19 protein-coding genes are annotated in these 21954 nt (G+C 58.8%); 9 read left to right on the top strand and 10 right to left on the bottom strand.

All coding sequences use genetic code 11. The features are described from left to right. Positions 1–16: 16 nt before the first annotated feature. Both gltX and AC2FPW_RS08620 read right to left on the bottom strand, forming a co-directional pair. On the bottom strand, positions 17–1342 hold the full coding sequence (gene gltX, locus AC2FPW_RS08625; protein WP_496813264.1) for a glutamate--tRNA ligase: 1326 nt from the start codon (positions 1340–1342) through the stop codon (positions 17–19). 75 nt (positions 1343–1417) lie between these two features. Then, a complete protein-coding gene (locus tag AC2FPW_RS08620; RefSeq protein ID WP_496813262.1) occupies positions 1418–1852 on the bottom strand; it encodes a DUF1801 domain-containing protein in 435 nt (144 codons plus the stop codon). Between the two features lie 116 nt (positions 1853–1968). On the opposite strand from AC2FPW_RS08620, the gene AC2FPW_RS08615 reads away from it, so the two are divergent. Next, complete coding sequence (locus tag AC2FPW_RS08615; protein ID WP_496813260.1) at positions 1969–2901, top strand: MBL fold metallo-hydrolase; 933 nt, start codon at positions 1969–1971, stop codon at positions 2899–2901. A 4-nt stretch (positions 2902–2905) separates the two neighbouring features. Here AC2FPW_RS08615 and AC2FPW_RS08610 read toward each other — a convergent pair whose 3' ends face one another. From AC2FPW_RS08610 to AC2FPW_RS08600, 3 genes are all read right to left on the bottom strand, one after another. After that, a complete protein-coding gene (locus AC2FPW_RS08610) occupies positions 2906–4237 on the bottom strand; it encodes an NAD(P)/FAD-dependent oxidoreductase (protein WP_496813258.1) in 1332 nt (443 codons plus the stop codon). Positions 4238–4373: 136 nt separating this feature from the next. Further along, entirely contained in the window at positions 4374–4598 is a 225-nt protein-coding gene (locus AC2FPW_RS08605; protein WP_245220582.1) for a hypothetical protein, read from the bottom strand. Positions 4599–4906: 308 nt separating this feature from the next. Further along, a complete protein-coding gene (locus tag AC2FPW_RS08600) occupies positions 4907–6565 on the bottom strand; it encodes an NAD+ synthase (protein WP_480483248.1) in 1659 nt (552 codons plus the stop codon). 153 nt (positions 6566–6718) lie between these two features. On the opposite strand from AC2FPW_RS08600, the gene AC2FPW_RS08595 reads away from it, so the two are divergent. Next, entirely contained in the window at positions 6719–8200 is a 1482-nt protein-coding gene (locus AC2FPW_RS08595) for an MORN repeat-containing protein (protein WP_496813256.1), read from the top strand. A gap of 4 nt (positions 8201–8204) precedes the next feature. On the opposite strand, the gene AC2FPW_RS08590 is transcribed toward AC2FPW_RS08595, so the two are convergent. Next, positions 8205–8870, bottom strand: coding sequence for an SDR family NAD(P)-dependent oxidoreductase (locus AC2FPW_RS08590; protein ID WP_496813254.1), 666 nt, complete (start codon positions 8868–8870; stop codon positions 8205–8207). Positions 8871–9160: 290 nt separating this feature from the next. On the opposite strand from AC2FPW_RS08590, the gene AC2FPW_RS08585 reads away from it, so the two are divergent. Further along, positions 9161–10729 carry a 2-isopropylmalate synthase gene (locus AC2FPW_RS08585; protein ID WP_267365497.1) on the top strand — a complete coding sequence of 523 codons (1569 nt, stop codon included), beginning with the start codon at positions 9161–9163 and terminating at the stop codon, positions 10727–10729. A 105-nt stretch (positions 10730–10834) separates the two neighbouring features. Here AC2FPW_RS08585 and AC2FPW_RS08580 read toward each other — a convergent pair whose 3' ends face one another. Next, the gene (locus AC2FPW_RS08580; RefSeq protein ID WP_496813252.1) at positions 10835–11620 is read right to left on the bottom strand and encodes a 23S rRNA (adenine(2030)-N(6))-methyltransferase RlmJ; all 786 of its coding nucleotides are present in this window, start codon (positions 11618–11620) and stop codon (positions 10835–10837) included. A 155-nt stretch (positions 11621–11775) separates the two neighbouring features. Here AC2FPW_RS08580 and AC2FPW_RS08575 point away from each other — a divergent pair, with 155 nt between their 5' ends. Genes AC2FPW_RS08575 through AC2FPW_RS08550 form a run of 6 tightly spaced genes read left to right on the top strand, consistent with a single transcriptional unit; the run spans position 11776 to position 18342 of the window. Further along, a complete protein-coding gene (locus AC2FPW_RS08575) occupies positions 11776–12822 on the top strand; it encodes a rod shape-determining protein (RefSeq protein WP_039523195.1) in 1047 nt (348 codons plus the stop codon). A gap of 58 nt (positions 12823–12880) precedes the next feature. After that, positions 12881–13783, top strand: a complete 903-nt coding sequence (mreC, locus tag AC2FPW_RS08570; RefSeq protein WP_209506411.1) for a rod shape-determining protein MreC — start codon at positions 12881–12883, stop codon at positions 13781–13783. Beyond that, positions 13776–14312 carry a rod shape-determining protein MreD gene (locus AC2FPW_RS08565; protein ID WP_496768276.1) on the top strand — a complete coding sequence of 179 codons (537 nt, stop codon included), beginning with the start codon at positions 13776–13778 and terminating at the stop codon, positions 14310–14312. Before mreC ends, AC2FPW_RS08565 begins: the two co-directional genes overlap by 8 nt. Then, a complete protein-coding gene (gene mrdA / locus AC2FPW_RS08560) occupies positions 14309–16258 on the top strand; it encodes a penicillin-binding protein 2 (protein ID WP_496813250.1) in 1950 nt (649 codons plus the stop codon). The genes AC2FPW_RS08565 and mrdA overlap by 4 nt, the downstream gene beginning before the upstream one ends. Further along, positions 16255–17394 (top strand): rod shape-determining protein RodA, encoded by a 1140-nt coding sequence (rodA, locus tag AC2FPW_RS08555; protein WP_209506418.1) that lies wholly within the window; start codon positions 16255–16257, stop codon positions 17392–17394. Before mrdA ends, rodA begins: the two co-directional genes overlap by 4 nt. A gap of 15 nt (positions 17395–17409) precedes the next feature. Beyond that, positions 17410–18342, top strand: a complete 933-nt coding sequence (locus tag AC2FPW_RS08550; protein WP_496813248.1) for a 2-hydroxyacid dehydrogenase — start codon at positions 17410–17412, stop codon at positions 18340–18342. 2 nt (positions 18343–18344) lie between these two features. Here the strand turns inward: AC2FPW_RS08550 and AC2FPW_RS08545 are convergent, their stop codons facing one another. The 3 genes from AC2FPW_RS08545 to dut all read right to left on the bottom strand — a co-directional run bounded on the left by AC2FPW_RS08545 (position 18345) and on the right by dut (position 21940). Then, complete coding sequence (locus AC2FPW_RS08545; protein WP_496813246.1) at positions 18345–20360, bottom strand: M3 family metallopeptidase; 2016 nt, start codon at positions 20358–20360, stop codon at positions 18345–18347. Positions 20361–20435: 75 nt separating this feature from the next. After that, positions 20436–21485: a HesA/MoeB/ThiF family protein gene (locus AC2FPW_RS08540; RefSeq protein WP_496813244.1), complete on the bottom strand. Its 1050-nt coding sequence runs from the start codon at positions 21483–21485 to the stop codon at positions 20436–20438. Next, the gene (gene dut / locus AC2FPW_RS08535; RefSeq protein ID WP_267365417.1) at positions 21485–21940 is read right to left on the bottom strand and encodes a dUTP diphosphatase; all 456 of its coding nucleotides are present in this window, start codon (positions 21938–21940) and stop codon (positions 21485–21487) included. The genes AC2FPW_RS08540 and dut overlap by 1 nt, the downstream gene beginning before the upstream one ends. Positions 21941–21954 lie beyond the last annotated feature (14 nt).

Below are 21954 nucleotides of genomic sequence, written 5' to 3'. Positions count from 1 at the left end.
CTGGAATAGTATCGATTTACCCGCGCGCGCGGATCACCTGCAGCAACGGCAGCAACGCAGCCATTTCCGGGCCACGCTCTGCACCGGTCAACGCCTTGCGCAGCGGCATGAACAGACCTTTCCCTTTGCGGCCTGTTGCCTCTTTCACGGCATTGGTCCAGGCCCCCCAGGTGTCGCCATCAAACGGGCCTTCGGGCAGCAGCGACATGGCCTGAGCGATGAACTCGCGATCTTCATCCGCAACCAACGGCTCAGCACCATCACGGCACAGATCCCACCACCCTTTGAGGTCGGCCAAAGTGGTGATGTTTTCCCGCGCCATGGCCCAGAACGGCTCGGCCAACTCAGCAGGCACCCCGGCATCCGCGACAGCACCGGCCACATTCGCCAGCGGCAGAGATTGCAGGTATTTGGCGGTCAGCGGGAACAGGTCCTGCACGTCGAACTTGGTCGGCGCGGCACCAAACCGGCTCACGTCAAAGCCGTCGATCAACTCGGCCATATCCGAGCGCAGCTCGACCGGAACGGACGAACCCAGACGCGCCATCAGGCTCAGCAGTGCCATCGGCTGCACACCCTGTTCACGCAGATCGCGCAGGGCCAGCGTACCAAGGCGTTTCGACAGTGCTTCGCCCTGCGGGCCGGTCAGCAGCGAGTGATGCGCAAAGCGCGGGCAATCCCCGCCCAGTGCATTGATGATCTGAATCTGGGTCGCAGTGTTGGTCACGTGGTCCGAGCCGCGCACGACATCTGTCACGCCCATTTCGGTGTCATCCACCACCGACGCAATCGTATAAAGAACCTGCCCATCACCTCGGATCAGCACCGGATCAGAGACCGAGGCCGCATCGATCGAAATGTCGCCCAGAATTCCGTCGGTCCACTCGATCCGTTCGTGATCCAGCTTGAAACGCCAGACACCGTTGCCACGTTCCGCGCGCAGGGCATCCTTCTCGGCATCCGACAGGGTCAGCGCGGCGCGGTCATAAACCGGTGGCTTGCCCATGTTCAGCTGTTTCTTGCGCTTCAGGTCCAGCTCGGTCGGCGTCTCAAACGCTTCATAGAACCGCCCCATCGCGCGCAACTTGTCAGCCGCTTCGGCGTAGCGGTCCAAACGCTCGGATTGACGCTCGACACGATCCCAGTGCAAACCCAGCCATTCAAGATCCTGTTTGATGGCATCGACATATTCCTCTTTCGAGCGTTCGGGGTCGGTGTCATCGATGCGCAGGATGAACGTACCACCCGCCTTGCGGGCGATCAGATAGTTCATTAGGGCGGTGCGCAGGTTGCCCACATGGATGTAACCGGTGGGCGACGGGGCGAAACGGGTGGTTGTCATGGGTGTCTCCTGTTGGCGCGGCTCTTGTCACATGGGCGCGTTTTTGTCCAGCCGCCGCTTGATCCCTCAGGTGATTCAACGCGGTTCCACGGGCCATATCCTGCCAAGGTCGTCCAACCCGGCGCGGATGAGTTCCGACAGAACCTGCATGTCGATATCCGCCAGCGTGTTCACATACAGGCAGGACTTTCCCAGCTTGTGCTTGCCCAACCGGGCCAGAATGCCGCTAAAATCCGCGTAACCCGGCATGATATAGATCACCAGCGCCGACGTGCGCGGGGAAAATCCGGTTGCAAGAAAATCGCCCTCTCGGCCCGAGGCGTAGCGATAGTGATAACGGCCATACCCGACCATCGACGGGCCCCACATGACCGGATCAAACCCGGTGGTGGCCCGAAACAGTTCATCCAGAGCGCGCGCCTCCTCGGCCCGACGTTCTGATTGGACCGAATTAAGGAAATCTTCTACACTTTGATCCGTTGGAACGGTTTTGTTCTGCGATCGCGGCATGAACAAAAATTAACACGTATTGTTCATCCATGCACCCTACGTGGATGTCGTAACATCTGGTCAGAATCTCAAACCGTTCTAGTTTTTTCTAAGGTGTTCTGACAGGGAGAACGATAATGACGATCAAACTTACGCGCCGCGCCGCTTTGGGAACTGCTGCCGCCTTGCCGTTTGCCACGGCAGCAGCGCCGGTATTGGCCGCAGGCTCTGACGCCAAGGCCAACTCGACCATCGCCAAATCCTTCAAGGTCGGCGACTTTACCGTCACGACCCTGCTGGATGGCAGCCTGCCGCGTGACGGCGCCAAGGATATCTTTGGCGGTGGCGCGTCTGATGAAGACTTTGCAAAGGTTTCGGCTGAGAACTTTATTCCCGCCGACACTGCCCAGTTCTTCTTTACCCCCTCACTGGTCAACACCGGATCGGAACTGGTGTTGTTCGACACCGGTCTGGGGCAAGGCGGCATTCAAGCCGCTTTGGCCGATGCAGGTGTCAGCCCGGATCAGATCGACGTTGTCGTGCTGACCCATATGCATCCAGACCATATAGGCGGCATGACAACGGATGGCGCACCGACCTTTGCCAACGCACGCTATGTGACCTCGGCAACGGAATACGATTTCTGGTCCGCGCAAGAGGCCGGAAACAATGTCGGTGATCTTGTGGCCGCAAAAGTCACGCCGCTGGCCGAGAAGATGAGCTTTATCGGTGATGGAGAGCAAGTGGCGTCGGGCATAACTGCGGTTGCGGCCCACGGCCATACTCCGGGCCATACGGTCTATCATCTGGAAAGCAACGGACAGCGCCTTTTGCTGACAGCGGATTTGGCCAACCATTACGTGTGGTCCTTTGCCCATCCGGAATGGGAGGTTCGGTTTGACATGGACAAGGCCGCCGCAACAGCCGCGCGCCGTAAAGTTCTTGGCATGCTGGCAGCCGACAAGATGCCGATGGTCGGCTATCACATGCCCTTCCCTGCCGCGGGCTTTGTCGAGACACGGGGCGAGGGCTTCCGCTTTGTTCCGGTCAGCTATCAGATGATGGGCTAAGCCCCTAGTAACCCGGATCCGGTCGCACCTTTGAGCCGTCGGTGAACCGAGATAGGCGGAACGCGGTCGGGTCCACACAAGGGGTTGAATCAGTGACAAGGTCAGCTGTCAGGCGACCGGCGCCTGGCCCGATGCCAAAGCCGTGGCCGGAAAAGCCCGTGGCGATATACATACCCGGCATGTCATCCACGCCCGAGATTACGGGAATGGCGTCGGGGGTGACATCAATCATACCCGCCCAACTTTGGACGATTTCACTGTCCTGCAAGGCAGGAAATCCTTTTCGTGCACTGGCCCAGGCTTGTCGCAAAAACTTCTGCGAAGGTTCAGGATCCAAAACCCGGCACAGCTCGAACGGGGTCACGTCGGTCGGCAACCATTTTCTGTTCTGACGGGCCTCGATAGCCCACTGTTTTGACCAGCGAAAACGCAGGGATTTCCATTCATGCGCAAAGGCAAAACGAAACTGCAACCCCAGCCGGAAACTGTCTGGCACGATATCGACCGTGTTCTGATGCCCGGACGCGATGGTGTGCCCGCCATCTTCGCGCTTTCGGATCGCAAAATCATCCGACCATAGCGCAGTTTCGGGCCCATCTTTCACCGGAGAGGTCCGCAGAACTGTGTTCAGAACCTTAAGCTGCGGCAGGTTGATACCTGCATTACCCGCAAACAGACGCGACCACGCACCCCCCGCCAAAACCACGCGCCCGCAGGCGACCTTGCCGCGTTCGGTGAATACACCAGCAATACGCCCATCCTGAATGTCCACACTTCGCACAGCACAGCCTGTCATGATCACAGCACCTAGACGACGTGCGGCTTCGGCGATGGCCGGGGCGGCCCATTGCGGTTCAGCCCGCCCGTCCTGCGGCATGTACAGGGCAGATGTCAGGCCGGTTTCGTGCCCGTGCAACAACTCTGCCAACTCGCGTCCCGACACCATTTTTGCTCCGGTCTGCAATCCTTCCACATGGCGCATCCAACGCTTCAGGTTGACTTCTCCTCGCTTGCCGGACGCGCCGAAAAGAATGCCGGATTGCGCATAGCCGGTATTGCCATCCAGGCGGGCATCAAGGGTCTGCCAGATCCGCAACGCCTCTTGCATCAGGGGAATTTCGCGGGGGTCACGCATGCCCAAACGCACCCACCCCCAATTGCGCGAGCTTTGTTCAGCTGCAATCTGCCCCTTTTCGCACAAAAGGACGGAAGCGCCGCGTTCAGCCAGTTCCAGCGCGGTTGAAACGCCGATTATGCCGCCGCCAACAACGACAACATCAACAGATTTGGGAAGGGCAAGATCGGATTCTACGGGGTTCGGTTTTGGTGCCGTCATAAATACGCAATACTCTGTCGCCTGAACCCGTATGGGGACCAAGACCCAGAAGTTTGGCAACACGAATTGTCACAACGTCGGCACTATTTTTACGCCTGTGGCCCAGACGCCAATGGCAACGAAAATCCTCAGCACATCACGCTGCGCCGGACAGTTCCGCCCATTTCTGACGCAGCTTCGCGGTCAATCCGGTGTCTTTTTGCACGGTCTGCGCGGTTACGTCCTTCTGCGGCAACAAGCTTGGAAACTCAGCCCGAAGCGACGCTGCTGCCTGTTCGTCGGACAGGCGCTGTTCATTCAGGACACCGGCAATCGCCGCTTCCAGCTTTTCCTCATCCAGCTCCTGCGGCGGAGATTCCATCGTCCGCCGTTTCAAAAGAGCATGATGCGATCCTTGATATTCCTCATACATGTCAAAACCAAACCATTTACTCAGACATCCAACCCCGGATGCGTCACACTTCTTCAAAATCAATTCGCGACTTTGAGAATTGCGTCGCACCCGCCCCACATAGGGCAATTTTCAAGCTAAAATGTGGCAGAAAGTTGGCGTCACAACAAGTCAGAGGCCGGTTTTAGCGCCCGTGGCAGGCCCATAACGAGAAATCGGAAAACAATCAAAGGGAGGGAAACTTTACTGTTTCCAAGTCAGCGCACGAATTGCGGCAATCAAGGGCGATCACGCCAGCGATTCACAATCGGATACCGCCGGTCCAGCCAGAACGCGCGGTTGCTCAGGCGCGTGCCGGGGGCGGACTGAAACCGTTTATACTCGCTGATATAAACCAGATGTTCGACCCGCTGAGCATCTGCTTCGTTGTACCCGGCGGCGACACAGTCTGCGATCGATCCGTCCTGATCGACCAGGATCTCAAGTATTCCGTCCAGCACCGGGTAATCCGGCAGGCTATCGCTGTCTTTCTGATCTTCGCGCAGTTCCGCACTGGGCGGTTTGTCGATGACAGAGGGACGGATCACTTCGCCTGCAGGGCCCATCATCCAGTCTCGGTGATTGGCATTGCGCCAGCGGCAGGTTTCGAACACACGGGTCTTGTACAGATCCTTGATCGGATTATAGCCGCCGTTCATGTCGCCATAGATCGTGGCATAGCCCACGGCGACCTCGGATTTGTTGCCGGTGGTCAACAGCATTTCGCCGAACTTGTTCGAGATCGCCATCAACAGCAACCCGCGCAGGCGGGATTGAATGTTTTCTTCGGTCAACCCTTCATCCAGCCCTGCAAACAGCGGTGCCAAAGTGCTGGTGACGGCTGCGCGGCTATCCGAGATCGGCACGTAGTCATAATGCACGCCCAGCGCTTTGGCGACCGCCTCGGCATCGTCAAGCGAGGCCTGACTGGTGTATTCCGACGGCAGCATCACGCAGCGGACATTTTCGGCCCCGATGGCATCGACCGCAATGGTCGCAACCAGCGCAGAATCGACCCCACCGGACAAGCCCAGCAGCGCCTTCTTGAAACCGGTTTTTCCCATATAGTCGCGAAGGGACTGCACCATTGCGCGATAATCCTGCTCCCACTCATCCGGTTGGGGCACGATTTCACCTGATGCGATCCGCCAACCGTCTTCGCCGCGCTCAAGATCGACTTGCGAGAGCAGCTCGTCAAAAACAGGCATCCGGAACGCCAGTTCCCCGCCCGGGTTCAGGCCAAAGCTGGCACCGTCAAAGACCTGATCATCCTGCCCGCCAACCATATTCAAGTAGATCAGCGGCAAGCCGGTTTCGACCACGCGCGCGACCATATGGTTCAGTCGCACATCGTATTTATCCCGAAAATAGGGCGACCCGTTTGGGATCAACAAAAACTCGGCCCCGGTTTCCTCCAGCGTTTCTGCCACGTCCGGGTGCCAGCTGTCTTCGCAGATCGGGCTGCCAATCCGGAAATTCCCTACCGAATACGGCCCACCCAATGGACCCGCATCATACAAGCGCACTTCGTCGAACACCGTCTCATTCGGCAAGTGGTGCTTCAGAACCTTGCTGGTGATCCGGCCACCCTTCAGGATCAGGTAGGCGTTGTACAGCTTTCCATCGTCGACCCAGGGACCACCAATGGCAATTGCAGGACCTTCAGCGCATTTTGCGGCCAGCGCTTCGACCGCAGCCATGGCTGCGCGGTGGAATACCGGTTTGAGAACCAGATCCTGCGTGTTGTAGCCGGTGATGAACATCTCTGGGAAGGCCACCAGATCCGCGCCCGCTGCCTTGCCTTGTTCCCATGCCGCAACGGCCTTGGCCGCGTTGCCTTCGATATCGCCAACGGTCGGGTTCAGTTGCGCCAGAGTGATGCGGAAACGGTCGGCCATGCTGCCCTCTTGCCTCGTAAGTCCTATTGCCATTTAGCAGATCACTGCGCGAGTAAAAGACCAATGCGGCAAAAGCCGTTGCTCTGCCCGCAACGGTACCTTAGTTTTGCGAAAGAGATATCACCAGCGACGACCGGGCAGACAGGACCAGAAATGAACGTGATCCGAAACTCTATTTTGGCGGCGGGGATGAGCCTGACAGCTGCCACTGCTTTCGCGCAGGACGGGACCGTCATCGTCAAGGATGATGAAGTTGGCGGTGTCTATGAAGGCACTTACGAGAACGGGTTGCGGCACGGGACAGGAACGTATCGGCTGCCGAATGGGTTTGAGTACACGGGGCAGTGGGTAGAAGGCGAGATTCAGGGTCAGGGTACGACACACTACCCCGACGGGTCAGTCTACGAAGGCATGTTCGCCAAGGGTCAGCCCGAAGGGCGCGGCAAGATTATCTATGCCAATGGCAGCAGCTACGAGGGCGATTGGTCCAACGGGTCAATCAACGGCACCGGCATCGCTGAATTCACGAACGGCACGCGCTATGAGGGTGAATTCAGGAACGCCCAGCGACATGGCAAGGGCGTGCTGAGTTTTCCCGACGGATATATCTATGACGGCGACTGGGTCGACGGTGAGCGGCAGGGCAAAGCAAGGATCACCTATGGCGATGGCAGCGTTTACGAGGGCGACGTCAGCGCAGGCATGCGCGATGGCACCGGCACGCAGACGACGCCCGACGGAATGGTGTATTCAGGGGATTGGTCCGGGGACCAGATCACCGGGACGGGCAGCCTGACCTATTCCAATGGCGATGTATACGAAGGCGAACTTCAAGAAGGGCGCCGCCACGGCAAGGGCAAAGTGACCCACGCCCAAGGGGATGTGTACGAAGGCGATTTTGTCGACGACCGTCGCCACGGCAAAGGAACGTTCACCGGAACGGACGGCTTTGTGTATACCGGCGACTGGAACGCCGGGCAGATTGAAGGTCTTGGCGAAGTGACCTATCCGGATGGCTCTGTCTATGTCGGCGATTTTGTTGCCGATCTGGCCGAAGGAAACGGCAGCATCACCTATCCGGACGGATCGACCTATGAAGGCGAATGGATCGCGGGTGTTATCGAGGGTCAGGGCACGGCCACCTATACCAATGGTATGATTTACAAAGGCCAATTCAAAAACGCGCAAAGCCACGGCAAGGGTGTGGTTACGCGCGCAGATGGCTCGGTATATGACGGCGACTGGGTTGAAGGCGTGCGTCAGGGCAAAGGCAAGGCGACCTATTCCGATGGCACGGTCTACACCGGTGATTTCCTGAACGGAAAACGGCACGGCAAAGGGGAAATCGTAACCCCTGCCGGGTTCAAGTATACGGGCGACTGGTCGGACGGAAAAATCAACGGCGTGGGTACCGCCACCTACTCGAACGGGGATGTGTATGAGGGCAGCTTTGTCGACAACAAACGGCAGGGCAGTGGAACGATGCGCTATGCCAATGGCCAGAAGGAAAGCGGTGTCTGGGAAAACGGCGTGTTGCCGGATCAGACCTCGGACCAGCAGAGTGACGCTGACACCGTCGCCCCGCAACCCGCCCCAGATGCGAACTCCGAGGCAACCGGAACCTCGGACGGGTGAAGGCTCACCACGGGACTGGCTTACCGGCCCAATCATAGAACCCTCCGGTATCAGCGAGCGTTAACCCGCGTATCACGTTCAACAGGTTGCTGGCGGCTGCTTCAGGTTCGACGGCAGGATGTCGACCCAGGTATTTGTTCGTGAACTCTGTTTTTACCGTGCCGGGGTGAAGGGCGACGCAAATCGCCTGTTTATGTGTTCGGGCCAATTCAATTGCGGCGGTATGGACGACCTGATTAACCGCTGCCTTGGCCGCACGGTAGCTGATCCAACCACCTATCCGATTATCCCCGATTGATCCCACCCGCGCCGACAGCACCGCGAATACAGATCGTCTATGTCGCGGCAACAGCTGATACGCGCGGCTTAGCACCAATGCCGGACCAACGGCATTCAACGCAAACTGATCCATCATGGCTTTGGCTGAAATCGCCCGAAGAGTTTTTTCTGGCACTGCGCCGTTTATCTCCAAGGCGCCCGAAGCCACCAGAATCAGATCAAACTGACCTGGTAGGTTTTCAAGCTTCAGCATCACCCCGTCCGGATCGGTCAGGTCAAAGCCGTCCTCCGACCGGGACAACCGCGTGACCGAAACGCCCTGCTCAACCAGCCGCCTGGTAACAGCTGCGCCTATCCCGCCAGAAGCACCAATTATCAATGCAGTTTCCATCCATGATCAGCTAGCGGCGCAGTACAAACAATCAAGGCGGTCGAAATAAGGGCAGTTGCCAGAAGTTCGCGTATTGCAAATTGGTTCTTTTCATTCCCGGCGGGCTCTGTATAACCTCAATCCCATGATCAACCGCGCAGATATCCCTTGTGTCGACACCGCCCTTCGCGGTGCGTCGCTGCGTGGCCTACTGATCCTAATCCGCCTCTGAGCGTGCCATCCGGCGCGCCCGCTCAGAGGAGGACGCCAGCGCGCCATAGGCTTTAGGACAGAAGAAGAAAGAGAACCCCATGACCAACGTGACCGACCAAGACCGCGTCTTGATCTTCGATACCACTTTGCGCGACGGCGAGCAGAGCCCCGGCGCCACCATGACCCATGACGAAAAGCTCGAAATCGCCGAGCTGCTGGACGACATGGGCGTCGATATTATCGAGGCCGGTTTCCCCATCGCGTCCGAAGGCGATTTCAAGGCTGTGACCGAAATTGCACAGCGGTCGAAAAACAGCCGCATCTGCGGTCTGGCCCGTGCAAATTTTGCCGATATCGACCGCTGCTGGGAGGCGGTAAAACACGCCGAGAAGAACCGCATTCACACGTTCATCGGCACTTCGCCGCTGCACCGCGCCATCCCGAACCTGACCATGGACGAGATGGCCGACAAGATCCACGAAACGGTCAGCCACGCGCGCAACCTGTGCGAAAACGTGCAGTGGTCTCCGATGGACGCGACGCGAACCGAATGGGATTACCTTTGCCGTGTGATCGAGATCGCAATCAAGGCCGGGGCAACCACGATCAACATCCCGGATACGGTGGGCTATACCGCTCCGGTGGAAAGCGCGGACCTGATCAAGCGTCTTATCGAAACGGTGCCGGGGGCGGATGACGTCATCTTTGCCACCCACTGCCACAACGACCTTGGCATGGCGACCGCGAATTCGCTGGCCGCTGTCGCAGGCGGTGCCCGCCAGATTGAATGCACCATCAACGGTCTGGGCGAACGCGCTGGCAACACGGCGCTGGAAGAAGTTGTCATGGCACTGCGCACGCGCAACGATATCATGCCGTGGCACACTGGCATCGACACCACCAAGATCATGCACATCTCGCGTCGGGTTGCGACGGTCTCGGGCTTTCCGGTGCAGTTCAACAAGGCAATTGTCGGCAAGAACGCTTTTGCCCATGAAAGTGGCATCCATCAGGACGGGATGCTGAAAAACCGCGAAAACTTTGAAATCATGCGTCCTGAGGACATTGGTCTTTCGGGAACATCCTTGCCGCTTGGCAAACATTCGGGCCGCGCAGCCTTGCGCGACAAGCTCGAAACGCTGGGGTTTGAGGTGGGCGACAACCAGCTCAAGGATATCTTCGTCCGGTTCAAGGATCTGGCAGATCGCAAGAAAGAGGTGTTCGACGACGATCTCATTGCACTGATGACGCTGGACGAGGCTGACGACCACCTGCAACTGGTTTCGATGAAGGTGACTTGCGGCACGGGTGGTCAGGCGGAATCGACGGTCGAGCTGGAGGTTGAAGGCGTGGACAAAACCGCCACCGAACATGGCGACGGCCCGGTGGATGCGACCTTTAAGGCGATCCGTGCGATTTATCCCAACACGGCACGCCTTCAGCTTTATCAGGTTCATGCCGTAACCGAGGGCACGGACGCACAGGCGACGGTTTCCGTGCGCCTGGAAGAGGATGGCATGATCGCAACCGGCCAGTCGGCAAACACCGACACCGTCGTGGCGTCAGCAAAGGCTTATATCCACGCTCTCAACCGCCTGATTGTGCGCCGTGAAAAAGCTGGACCAGGCGCGGATGCGCGCGAGATCAGCTATAAAGACCTGACGTGATTGGATAAATCATCCGGGCAACCGCAAGTTTGGTTGCCCGGAAAATCCAACACGACCCACGGTGATGGATTGGGTGCTTTATCCCGACCAGCGTCTCGTCTGCTGCTAAAGCTGCGCGAAAAGCTTGGAAAGGCGGTTCATTTCGTCGCCGATACCGAACGGCGCGTTCACAACAAACATACCTGACCCAATCATCCGGTGCCCCTCACGCGCAGGCGGGAATGTCACTTCGTGGCAAATGGCTTTGGGGTAGTTTCGCGATTTGAGAGCCGCAGTCATCCCAGCATGTCGATTGTCCGTCAGGATCGGGTACCAAAGGGCAATCACGCCCACATTCCATTTGCGGTGCAACTTGGCGATAATGCCGGGCAAGCGGTCGTAATCGGCTTTCACCTCGTAACTGGGGTCAATCAGCACCATACCCCGGCGCGGGGCCGGAGGCAGCAAGGACTGCGCCAGATCGAACCCATCCTGCTGATAGACTTTCGCCCCAAACGGCGACATCGCCAACGACAGGGCCGCAAATTCCTGTGGGTGCAGTTCCGCGAGGTGCAAACTGTCCTGTTCCCGCAACATAGTCGCAGCAATCATCGGCGATCCCGGATAGGCCATGTCGCCGTACCGGGCCTGTACTTGCTTCAGGACCTGCGCCATCGGGTGGTCGGGCCCGAACCACCCTTCCCGCTGTGCGCGACCGATCCCTGCCTCTGCCTCTCCTGTCCGAATGGATTCGTCTGCATCCAACCGGTACAACCCACGCCCGGAATGCGTTTCGATATAGCTGAGCGGCTTGTCCTTGCGTGTCAGATAATCCAGCACCCACGCCAGTAAAGCGTGCTTTTGGACATCCGCCAGATTCCCGGCGTGGTAAATGTGTTGATAAGAGAGCATTTTGCCTTCTAAAGTCCCATTCAATAAGGCGGAAAGGTGCTGATTGTCGCGGAATCAGCCCTTTTACCGGGCGTGATGGCACCCTATAAGTCATCCGTCCCGGAACCGTCGAGTCGCGGGCAGTAGAAAACCGACATTACAGGATCAGGGAAAACATGGGGATCTTTGGCAATCTGGGCGGCCTGTTCACAGCGGACATGGCTATCGACCTTGGAACAGCAAACACGCTGGTTTACGTCAAGGGGCGCGGTGTCATCCTGTCTGAACCTTCGGTTGTGGCCTATCACGTCAAGGACGGTGTGAAGAAAGTTCTGGCAGTTGGCGAAGATGCCAAGCTGATGCTGGGTCGGACGCCCGGTTCGATCGAAGCCATCCGCCCCATGCGCGAAGGTGTGATCGCGGATTTTGATACTGCCGAAGAAATGATCAAGCACTTCATCCGCAAGGTGCACAAACGCTCGACCTTCTCGAAACCCAAGATCATTGTCTGCGTTCCTCATGGCGCAACCCCGGTCGAAAAACGTGCAATTCGGCAGTCGGTCCTGTCAGCAGGTGCCCGTCGCGCGGGCCTGATTGCCGAACCGATTGCAGCCGCGATCGGGGCCGGCATGCCGATCACCGACCCGACCGGCAACATGGTTGTCGATATTGGCGGTGGCACCACCGAGGTTGCTGTTCTGTCGCTGGGTGACATCGTATATGCCCGTTCGGTCCGCGTTGGTGGTGACCGGATGGACGAGGCCATCATTTCCTACCTGCGTCGCCAACAGAACCTTCTGGTTGGTGAATCCACGGCTGAACGCATCAAGACAACCATTGGTACCGCCCGCATGCCCGACGACGGGCGCGGTCAGTCGATGCATATCCGGGGGCGCGATCTGTTGAACGGCGTGCCCAAGGAAATCGAGATCAGCCAGGCCCAGGTGGCCGAAGCGCTGTCAGAGCCCGTGCAACAGATCTGCGAGGCGGTTATGACCGCGCTTGAGACAACGCCCCCCGATTTGGCTGCGGACATTGTCGACCGTGGTGTGATGCTGACCGGCGGCGGCGCGCTGCTGGGCGATTTGGACCTGGCCCTACGCGAACAGACCGGCCTGGCGGTATCCATTGCGGACGAAAGCCTGAATTGTGTGGCTTTGGGCACCGGCAAAGCACTGGAATATGAAAAACAGCTGCGCCACGCGATTGACTACGAAAGCTAAGGCGCGCACCCTCGGAAGATAGGGTTATGTCGGCGCGAGCAGCACGGGAAGGTAACCTGTGGCAAAAGACCGATCACAGCGCGATGAGTACACGACCCCACTGCGACGCTTGTTGCTGGGGATCGTTGTGCTGTGCCTGCTTGGTATCTTCCTTCTGTGGCGCATCGACAGCCCGCGCGTAGAACGGTTCCGCGCGCGGATCGTGGATACGGTTGTACCGTCGATGGAATGGGCCATGGTCCCCGTGACTGCCGCCGTCAATCTGGTGCGTGACTTCCAAAGCTATCAGCGCCTGAGCGAGCAGAACCGGGAACTGCGTAGCGAACTGCGCCTGATGCGCGCCTGGAAAGAGGCTGCTTTGCAGCTTGAACAGGAAAACGCGCGACTGCTGGATTTGAACAATGTCCGCCTTGACCCGCGTCTGACTTATATCACCGGCGTTGTCATGGCCGACAGCGGGTCGCCATTCCGGCAATCCGTTCTGCTGAATGTCGGAGAGCGTGACGGGATCGTGGATGGATGGGCCACGATGGACGGCATTGGCCTGGTCGGCAGGATATCAGGTGTTGGCCCTGACACAGCACGCGTGATCCTTGTGACGGATGCCACCAGCGCGATTCCCGCAACCATTCAACCTTCTGGCCAGACCGCGCTGATCAAAGGCGACAACAACCCCGCGCCCGCGGTGGAGTTTCTTGAAAACCGCGAGCTGGTTCGCCCCGGCGACCGGGTGATCACTTCGGGTGATGGTGGCGTGTTTCCTGCGGGCCTGTTGATCGGTCAAATCGCGGCAGATCCCGGAGGGCGCCTGCGGGTCCGCCTGTCGGCAGATTTCGAAAGGCTCGAATTTCTCAGGGTTCTGCGGTTTCACTCGGCTCCGCCCATTCAGGATCCGGGCAGTATAGTCGGGCCCACCCGCCCAGAGGCGGCGCTGACCCCGGATGAGGTCAGCGATGGATAGACCGGCCTCGCAAATCTGGGCCATGCGCAGCCTTTATGCCTTGCTGGCTTTTGCTGTGCTGTTTCTGCATCTGTTGCCGTTGGACGCTCAACCCGATCGCTGGCCTTTTCCCGACGTACTGATTGCCCTGACTTTTGCCTGGGTGCTGCGGCGGCCCGATTACGTCCCGACTGTATTGGTTGCGCTTGTCATGCTGATGGCCGACTTTCTACTGCAACGTCCACCGGGCCTTTTGGCCGCGCTGACCGTAGTCGGGTCAGCCTATCTGCGGTCAGCGGCGTTGGGTATGAGGGATGCGGGATTTGCCGGAGAATGGATGTCTGTCGGCATTGTGATCACGGCGGTCATTTTGATGAACAGGGTCGTACTATCGGTGATGTCCGTGCAACAGGCCGCATTGGGGCCGGTTGTGATTCAGCTTGTGCTGACGGTCGCTGTCTACCCGTTGGTCGTGATGCTTAGCCAAAGCGCGTTGGGGGTTCGCCGCATATCCGCTGCTGATGTCAGCGCTTTGGGAAGCCGGGCATGAAACAGCTTAAACCCAAATCCCAGGGCCTTGCCTATAAGCGCCTGCCACGCAGAGCGCTGTTGCTGGGTGGTCTACAGGCGGTGTTCATAGGCGGTTTGGCCGCACGAATGCGGTTCATGCAGGTCGAACAGGCCGACGAATACCGCCTGTTGGCCGAAGAAAATCGTATCAACATCCGGCTTATCCCGCCGACCCGTGGGCGTATCTATGACCGGAACGGCCAGATCATCGGCCAGAACTCACCTTCCTATCGCATCGTCATCGTTCGTGAAGACGCCAATGACGTGGAAAAAGTCATCGCCAAACTGTCAGAGCTGATCCCTCTGAACGAAGATGAGATCGAGCGCGCCAGGACTGAAATGCGCCGCTCGGCGCCGTTTCTGCCGGTGACGCTGGCGGATCAGGTCACATGGGAGGATATCTCGAAGGTTGCGGTCAATGCTCCGGCGCTGCCGGGCGTAACGCCCGAGGTCGGCCTGACACGGCAATACCCACGATACGAGGATTTCGCACATATCGTCGGCTATGTTGGCCCGGTCAGTGACTATGACCTCAGCAAGATAGAAGACCCTGAGCCGGTATTGCGCATTCCAAGGTTCCAGATTGGAAAGGTTGGCCTTGAGGCCAAGCAGGAAATCGAACTGCGCGGCAAGGCCGGTGCAAAGCGGGTCGAGGTCAACGCGACGGGCCGCGTCATGCGCGAGCTTGACCGGCAGGAAGGACAACCCGGCGCAGACCTGCAACTGTCCATCGACGCTGATCTGCAACAATATGCACAGGCGCGACTGGCGGGCGAAAGTGCAGCCGCAGTTGTCATAGACTGCGAAACCGGTGACTTGCGTGCGGTCGCCTCGGCACCCAGTTTTGATCCGAACCTGTTTGTTCGTGGCATTTCGGTCGCCGATTACCGGGCATTGACAGAAGACAAGTACCGTCCGCTGGCGAATAAATCCGTGCAAGGAACTTATCCTCCGGGATCGACCTTCAAGATGGTCACCGCGCTGGCCGCGTTGGAAGCTGGCGTAGTCTCTCCCGGCAACACCGTGTACTGCCCCGGACACCTGAAGGTCGGCAGCCGTCGCTTCCATTGCTGGAAGCGTGGCGGACACGGGACGGTCGACCTCAACCTTTCGCTGAAACGCAGCTGCGATGTCTATTACTATGAAGTGGCTCTGCGGGTTGGCATCGACAAGATCTCTGACATGGCCCGCACTTTGGGACTGGGGGTCAAGCATGACATCCCGATGTCGGCGGTGGCGGATGGGCTGGCCCCCAATCAGGAATGGAAGCAGCGCGCGCACGGTCAGGAGTGGCTTGTTGGCGATACGGCAAACGCGTCCATCGGCCAGGGATTCATGCTGGCTTCACCGCTGCAGCTTTCTGTGATGGCCGCCCGCATCGCCACTGGTCGCGCGGTTACGCCGCGCCTGGTGCGCTCGATCGACGGTGTTGAACAACCCTCGGGCGCCGGAGAACCACTGGGCCTTAATTCCTACAATCTGGAACAGGTCCGCAAGGCTATGTTCTCGGTCTCGAATGACAGGCGGGGAACGGCATATCGAAGCCGCATCATCGCGGATGAGTTCCGGATGGCGGGGAAAACCGGAACCAGCCAGGTTCGAAACATCACCAAAGCAGAACGGGCCGCAGGCGTGATCCGAAACGAGGACTTGCCGTGGGAGCGTCGCGACCACGCGCTGTTCGTTTGCTTCGCACCGTATGACAACCCAAAATATGCCGTGGCCGTGGTTGTTGAGCATGGCGGCGGCGGGTCCACAGCCGCAGCCCCGGTTGCACGCGACATCATGCTGCAAGCTCTTTATGACGGCACTCCGCCGCTTGAGGCATACCCGGTTGCCGACCGCGAACGCATCAAGGAACAGCAAAAACGGCTGGAGGGTGACAAGCGCCCCAAAGCGCGACCGGATGGAAAGGACCGTGCATGAGCTATCTTGAATATGCCGTCAAATCCACGCCGTCGGGGTTTCGCAAGTTCCTGTATATGAACTGGCCGCTGACGTTGCTGCTGATCAGCACCGCCAGCGCGGGCTTTCTGATGCTGTATTCTGTTGCGGGCGGTTCGTGGACGCCCTGGGCCGAGCCGCAAATGGAACGTTTCGGGCTTGGCCTGACAGTGATGTTCATCATCGCACTGGTTCCGATCTGGTTCTGGCGCAACATGTCGGTGCTGGCCTATCTCGGCTCGGTGGCTTTGCTGGTATTTGTTGAACTGTTCGGCACCATCGGCATGGGTGCGCAGCGCTGGATCGACCTTGGGTTTATGCGCCTGCAACCCTCAGAGGTCATGAAAGTCACGCTGGTCATGTTGCTTGCAGCTTATTACGACTGGCTTCCCTCGCACAAAACGTCTCGTCCGCTTTGGGTTCTTATCCCGGTTGTCCTGATCATCCTGCCTACCTTGCTGGTTCTGAAACAGCCCGATCTTGGCACATCCATCCTGCTTCTGGCCGCAGGAGGTGGTTTGATGTTTCTGGCAGGGGTTCACTGGGCCTATTTTGCCGCCGTTATTGCTGCTGTCGTGGGCCTGATCGCCGCTGTGTTCAACAGCCGTGGGACCGACTGGCAATTATTGAAGGACTATCAGTTTCGGCGCATCGACACCTTTCTGGACCCGTCCACCGACCCATTGGGGGCCGGATACCACATTACCCAGTCCAAGATTGCCTTGGGGTCCGGGGGATGGAACGGGCGTGGTTTCATGCAAGGCACGCAGTCCCGCCTGAACTTCCTGCCCGAGAAGCATACCGATTTCATTTTCACGACGTTGGCCGAAGAGTTCGGATTTGTCGGGGGAACGACCCTGTTGACCCTTTATGCCTTGATTCTGGTTTTCTGCATGGTCACGGCCCTGGCAACCAAGGACCGGTTTTCATCTCTGGTCACGCTGGGTATCGCGTTGAACTTCTTCCTGTTTTTCGCCGTCAACATGTCGATGGTAATGGGTATGGCCCCTGTCGTGGGTGTACCACTGCCAATGGTCAGCTATGGTGGCTCGGCCATGCTGGTTCTGATGGCAGCCTTTGGCATCGTCCAAAGCGCCCATATTCACCGCCCCCGTTGATCTGAAAGGGCTCTGATGTCTGTGAACGTCCTGTTTTCCGCACGCCCTGCCCTTTGGCCGGTGTATCAGCCGCTGCTGACACAATATCTTGATGAGGCGGGTCTGGACGTCCAGCTTGGAACCGAGTTCGCGCCGGATCAGGTCGATTATGTTGTTTATGCCCCAAACGGAGGGGTACAGGATTTCAGACCTTTCACGCGCCTAAAAGCGGTGCTGAGCCTTTGGGCCGGGGTCGAAAAAATCGTGGGTAACGAAACACTGACCGTTCCATTGGCGCGGATGGTGGATCACGGCCTGACGCAAGGCATGATCGAGTGGGTGGTTGGCCACGTGTTGCGCTACCATCTGGGGATGGACCGGCACATCACGGTACAGGACGGTGTCTGGACCCCAGATATCCCACCGCTGGCGCAAGAGCGCAACGTTTGTATTCTGGGGCTTGGAGCATTGGGCGAAGCCGTGGCCCGCGCGCTGACCGCGCTTGAGTTTCGGGTCTCTGGCTGGAGCCGTACAGCCAAGAACATCCCCGGCGTAACCTGCCTGCATGGTGCCGAAGGGCTGCGCCAGGCGCTTTCTCACGCCGAAATCGTAGTCTTGTTGCTGCCCGATACACCTGCCACTGAAAACGCGCTGAATGCGGAAACGCTGGCCCTGCTTCCCAAAGGTGCGCGTATCATCAACCCGGGACGCGGGCCGCTGATTGATGATGATGCGCTATTGGATGCCCTGAACTCGGGCCAGGTGGGCCACGCAACGCTGGATGTGTTCCGTGTCGAGCCCTTGCCCACCGATCACCCCTATTGGGCGCATCCGAATGTCACCGTGACCCCGCATATCGCGTCCGAGACCCGCCCGATCACTGCCGCACAGGTCATTTGCGAAAACATCCGGCGCGGGGAATCCGGCGAGCCCTTTGTGCACCTTGTCGACCGCACGCTGGGCTACTGACGTCACGCCGCAATCAGATCGCGGCCTTTCAACAGGGCATCCACGCCCGGCAATCGCCCCCGGAACGCCAGATACAAATCCTCTGCCTCGCGCGAACCGCCGGTGGACAAGATATTGTCTTCCAGCGCTTTGGCCCGTTCAGGATCAAAGGCACCACCTGCTTCTTCGAAGGCCGCAAAGGCGTCAGCATCCATCACCTCGGACCACATATAGCTGTAGTAGCCCGAGCTATAGCCATCGCCTGCGAAAACATGCGCAAAGTGGGGCGTGGCGTGGCGCATTCCAATGGCTTGCGGCATCCCCAACCCGGCCAGAACCTCGGCCTGTTTTGCCATCGGGTCTGCCGGGGCGTCGCCATCGTGGAAGGCCAGATCAACAAGGGCCGAGGCGACATATTCAACCGTCTGGAATCCCTGGTCGAAATTGGCGGCATTCAGCACTTTTTCAAGCATCACCTGCGGCATCGGTTCGCCCGTTTCGGCATGGGTGGCAAACTCGGCCAGAACTTCGGGCACTTCCAACCAGTGTTCATAAAGCTGGCTGGGCAGTTCGACAAAATCGCGCGCAACCGAAGTCCCCGAGATGCTTTCATAGGTCACGTTGGACAGCATCTGGTGCAAGGCGTGGCCAAACTCGTGGAACAGGGTGCGTGCATCGTCATAAGACAGCAGCGCCGGATCACCCTTGGCGAAGTTGCAGACATTGATGACAATCGGTGCCTGTTCTTTCGGGAATCTGGCCTGTGCCCGCATCGCGCTGCACCAGGCACCTGATCGCTTTGACCCCCGTGCAAAGTAGTCACCGATGAACACGGCGACATGCCGACCGTTGCGCGTAACTTCCCACGCGCGGCAATCCGGGTGATAAAGCGGCACGTTCAAAGGCTTGAATTCCAGCCCGAACAGGCGGTTTGCACAAGCAAACGATGCCTCGATCATCCGGTCCAGTTGCAGGTAGGGTTTCAGTTCCGCCTCATCCAGATCATGTTCCGCCTTGCGCCGCTTTTCAGCGTAATAGCGCCAGTCCCATGCTTCCAGCGGGCCGTTGACACCGTCTTTCTGCATCATCCGGGTCAGGATTTCCGCGTCCGCATCGGCGCGGGCCTTGGCAGGTTCCCACACCTGCATCAACAACTCACGTACCCGGTCCGGAGTACGAGCCATTTCAGTTTCCAGCTTGTAATCGGCGAAGTTGTCATAGCCCAACAGCTTGGCGCGTTCCTCACGCAAACCCAGAATCTCAGCCGCGATGTCGCGATTGTCGGTCTCGCCACCATTCGCCCCGCGGGCAGCCCAGGCGCGATAGGCTTTTTCGCGCAGATCCCTACGGGGTGAAAACTGAAGAAACGGCACGATCAGCGACCGGGAGAGGGTAACAACCGGCCCCAAGGCGCCCTTTTCCGCACCAGCAGCCCGTGCCGCATTCACAACGAAATCCGGCAGGCCCTGCAGATCTTGTTCGGTCAGATCCATGAACCAATCCCGCTCATCCGCCAGCAGGTTCTGGGTAAAGGACGTCCCCAACGAGGCGAGGCGCGACTTGATTTCTTGCATACGAGCGTCTTCGTCCCCGTCCAACGCCGCGCCTGCACGAACAAAACCCCGATGGGTCAGCATCAGAACGCGTGCCTGCTCCTCGGTCAGGTTCAGGTTTTCGCGCCGCGCCCAAAGGTTTGCAACGCGTTCAAACAGCGCCTTGTTCGAAGAAATTCCCGAGAAATGCGCCGACAGCTTGGGGGAAAACGTGCGCTGCAACTCTTCCCGCTTGGGGTTGCTGTCTGCGCCTGCAACAGTGAAGAAGACCGACAGAACCTTGTCCAGCTGCTCGCCCGCAGCCTCAAGGGCTTCGACCGTGTTAGCGAAAGTAGGGGCCTCTGCATTTGCTGCAATCGCGTCGATCTGCGCGTTATGCGCAGTCATCGCCTGATCCAAAGCCGGTGCAAAATCTTCGTCCGAAATATCGGCGAAAGGGGCTATTTCGAATGGGGTGGTCCAGTTGGACAGGATCGGGTTGGTCATGCGGATCTCCTTTGACCCAATAGCTAGTTCGCCATGGCCGGGTGTTCCAGAACCCCCAGCCCACGTTAAGAAAGGTTAATTGCTTGCGGCACCGCAAATGGGGCAATCGGCACGGCGGGTCAGCGTGATCTTGCGGCTTTCACCGTATAGGGCGTCGTAGATCAGCATCTCGCCCCGCAGCGCCATGCCAGCGCCCGTGATCACCTTTATCGCCTCAACCGCCATCATCGATCCAACAACACCCGGCAACGGGCCAATCACACCTGCCTCGGAACAGGACGGGGCCAGACCGGGGGCTGGGGCTTCGGGAAAGATACACTGGTAGCACGGGCTGCCATTGACTGGGTCAAACACGCTGAGCTGCCCTTCCCACTGCGACAAGGCCCCCGAAATCAGTGGCTTGCCCAGCGCGGCGGCAGTCCGGTTGGCCAGATAGCGGGTCTCAAAATTGTCCGTACCGTCAAGGATCAGATCGAAGTCGGCAAAAAGTTCTGCCGCGATTTCATCGCTCAATCTGCGATGAAAGGGCCGAACTACCACATTCGGGTTCTGCGCCTCCATCGCTTGCTGGGCGGAAAAGACCTTGGGCATATCAATATCTGCATCGCGGTGGATCACCTGCCGCTGCAGGTTCGCATTCTCGACTATGTCGTCGTCAATGACCCCGATTGTACCCACACCTGCGGCCGCCAGATATTGCAGCGCCGGGGCGCCCAAACCTCCCGCGCCGATCACCAGAACACGGGCTTGTTTCAACTTTTTCTGACCCGGCCCGCCCAATTCGCGCAGCACAATGTGACGGGCGTACCGGTTCAGTTCGGTTTCGGTGAAACGGTCAGAGGGCATGGTGGTTTCCGGTTTGGAGGCCTGCACCGCTCGGTTGCGCAGGACCTTCAACACACGGCCATACAGCAAAACGATGGCCGCGAATCCCGCAAGGATCAGCCACAGCGCCGCAGACCCACCGGTTGCTTCGCGCAGGGGGTGCCCATCCGGCAAGATCAGATGAGACAGGATCACCCCGACCAACAACACACTCACCGACACCACGCGCGCCGATTTAGACGTGCCGGCGATATAGCCAACGCCCCATAACCCCGCTGCCAGAACAAGAACCAGCAGCATCAGCCGCGCCCGGTCGAGCCGAAACCGCCAGCCCCGCGATCTGTTTCACCCAATGCCTCAGCCAGTTCGAATGCCGCCTGCACGACAGGGGCAACTACCAGCTGCGCGATACGATCACCATGGGCAATCTCGAACCGTTCCTGACCGGCATTCATCACGATCACCCCCAGAGGTCCGCGATAGTCACTGTCAATAGTGCCCGGCGTATTGGGCAGCGTGATCCCGTGTTTCAGTGCAAGGCCCGAGCGGGGCCGAACCTGAACCTCGTATCCCTGCGGGATTTCAATGCGCAGTCCGGTCGGCACAAGCGCCCGCTGTCCGGGCTCCAGCATGATCGAAGCCCCCTCGGGCAAGTTGGCACGCACGTCCGCGCCAGCAGCACCCGCAGTTTCGTAGGACGGAAGCGCCACGGCGGGGTCTGCCCCGTCTTCGCGGATCACTCGAATTGCAACCATGGTTTTGCCTTTCC

The sequence above is a fragment of the Ruegeria sp. SATB027 genome, from assembly GCF_059613825.1.
The sequence above is the reverse complement of the archived record's forward strand: the minus strand, read 5'-3'. Positions and strand labels throughout refer to the sequence as shown.